Genomic DNA, 2,444 nt, shown 5'->3' with positions numbered 1-2,444 from the left:
CGGAGGTGGTGGCGGAGGTGCTGCTGGAGCCCTCGCCGGAACTACTGCGGGTGGTCTGGCCGGGGCAGCGGGCGTGCAACCAAAGTTGTGGCAGCAGTGCAGGTCCGGTTCCGGGGGCGGCGGCTACAAAGCTGGCGGCATCGTCGGGCATGGCGGTTTCCCCGCAGGTGGCGGAGGTGGCGGCTACAGCGCTGCCAGCGGATTGAACCCTGGCGGCAATGGTGCGAATGGCTGCGTGACAGTCATCGAATACATAGTGGATTGAGGCGAATAGATGAAGACCGCGACTTTGGTTTCTGCCGATATTGGCGGGTATGCGGGATCTGCTTGTTTGTACCAACTTTCGGAGCCTCTCGAAGGCCACGACTTCGTTGTCGTATGCGTCGAGGCGGCATTCGGTGAACAGGCGGCGCAAGTCCTCGTGTTTCCGGCTTTCGAGTCGGGAGCCGCGAAGTTGATGCGCCGATTGTCGGGTTCATACACGCATGCGGGTGCTGCTATCTCTCCTGATGATTCACGAGCGTGGGCGCTGAATCTCGCTGGTGGCTACGAAATAGTCCTGCCGCCAGAGACTCCCGAAACCGACCCCGAGTCAGAAACTGAAGAGGTGAACTAAATGGGATCGATCATCAAAGAGGACTTCAGTGATATTGCGCTCGATAGCGTCGACATCGTTGTGACGTTCTCGGCGCCCGCCGGACGACCCAAGTCGGGTACGACGGGACTGCTCACGTCGAAGGGCCGACCTGTTCGCGCCCCGAATGGCCAACTCGTGTCGCCGGAACTCGATTCGGGGCATTGCCGCGTTCTGATCGAGGCAGGATCGTGGGTCGAATCGTTCGACATCATCGTTCCCGAAAGCGGTCAACATCGGCTGCGTGACTTGCGGGAGACGTACGAGGTTCCGGACCCGCCGCAAGTTTCCGAAGTGAAGGCTCTCCGCGACGAGGTCGTCGCGGCCGCCGGAATCGTCGAAGCAGGACTCGAGGGTGTGGTCCAGGATGATGATCCACGACTGGACAACGAGCGCCCACCCACCGATCACCCCGCATCAAAGGTCACCTCCGGTGTTTTCCCTGTGGCCCGTGGCGGCCTCGGGCGCAGCGATCTCGTCGACGGTTCATTCATGCGTGGCGCCGGTACAGGTGCGGTGCAGATGCGGACACCGGCTCAGGTCATCGACGACATCGGTGCCGCGGCATCGAGTCCGGCGAAGAACCCGAAACTCACGAAGTGGGCGCGCGCACTGGCTCGCCGCGCTACACGAGCTGCTCGGTTGCTCGACATCTCCGACAGCATGGACGAGATGACGACGGACGGCTGGGGATCGGTGTGGCCGCATCAGCTGATGGGCGGCGCGAAGCGGTTCTTCATTCCGGCGCACACGACGTGGAACCAGAACGAAGTCGTCTCCGGTGAAGCGCTGTTCAACCTCGGCGTGCCGAGTGGCAGCGCTTTCGGTGTCGCGCCGGCCGTTGCGATCTCGGGAGTGCCGCGGCTATGGCCGATCCGGGACGAGGCCAACGACGGCGCGATGTCCATCTCCATTGCCGGTTACTCCAAGGTGTCGGTGCTGTGGGTCGACGCGGCCGGTGCATCGCTGTTCATTCCGAAGTACTCGGTGGACGGCGCAACAGCTGTATCGCTCCCGGCTGGTGTCACCTACAGCGGGTCGGTCAAGATCTCGGAACTTCCGGTGACCGGCTCGACGCTGTCCATCACCAGGGGAACTGGCGGCAAGTGGATGGTGTACGGGTTGATCGTCGAGCAAGGTGCCGGCGCAATCCCGATCGAGGTCATGAACCTGTCCCGATCCGGATCGAAGGCGTGGGACTGGAATGTGTGGCTCGCCGCGTCGATCGGCGCCGAGTCGGGTGCTACCGCCCTGCCGACCGGATTCGATCCGGACCTGATTCACATCGGCCTGCTCGGTGGTGCGAACGACTTCTACGGCGGCACCCCGATCGCCGGGCACCTGTCGGCTATGGAGGCGCTGGTCGCGAGCCTGCAATCACGTTGCCCGAACGCTGATTTCGTGTTCTCGACGCAACCACCTTTGCCGTCGAATTCGGCGTGGCAGACGTGGCAGGCGCAGTCGGTGGCGTGGGCGCAGTCGAAAGGCTATGTGCTGCTGGACTGGTCGTCTCTGCCGGTGCCGAGTGCGTCGCCGTATTACATGGCGGATCAGACGCATCCTCGTCGTGCTCTGTCGACGCTGTGCCGGGACCTCGCGGCGCCGGTTCTATTGCCGGCATCATCGGATGTCGTCGCCCCGGACCAGGCGGCGATCGATGCCCGTGTTCGGGCTGTCGGGGACGGCACTTATGCCCCGGGTTCCGGGGCCGGTTCACCTGCCGCTGCATTGACCACTGCTACTGGCCGCGCTATCGCGTTCGCCGTAGCTCTCGGATAGGAGATCCGTTATGGCTCAGAATCTTATGGCC

At 63.3% G+C, this 2,444-nt stretch carries 2 protein-coding genes; both read left to right on the top strand.

What is annotated here, in order from left to right:
* Positions 1–274 precede the first annotated feature (274 nt).
* Complete coding sequence (locus tag VIQ49_RS00135; protein ID WP_331879755.1) at positions 275–616, top strand: hypothetical protein; 342 nt, start codon at positions 275–277, stop codon at positions 614–616.
* Positions 617–2,413, top strand: coding sequence for an SGNH/GDSL hydrolase family protein (locus VIQ49_RS00130; RefSeq protein WP_331879753.1), 1,797 nt, complete (start codon positions 617–619; stop codon positions 2,411–2,413).
* Positions 2,414–2,444 lie beyond the last annotated feature (31 nt).

It is taken from the genome of Williamsia sp. (assembly GCF_036566845.1).
Lineage (GTDB): Bacteria > Actinomycetota > Actinomycetes > Mycobacteriales > Mycobacteriaceae > Williamsia.
This window is presented reverse-complemented; position numbering and strand designations above follow the sequence as displayed.

What these genes read in the sequence shown, in the direction of transcription:
- VIQ49_RS00135 (WP_331879755.1), top strand. Translation starts at nt 275, where the DNA reads ATGAAGACCGCGACTTTGGTTTCTGCCGATATTGGCGGGTATGCGGGA.
- VIQ49_RS00130 (WP_331879753.1), top strand. Translation starts at nt 617, where the DNA reads ATGGGATCGATCATCAAAGAGGACTTCAGTGATATTGCGCTCGATAGC.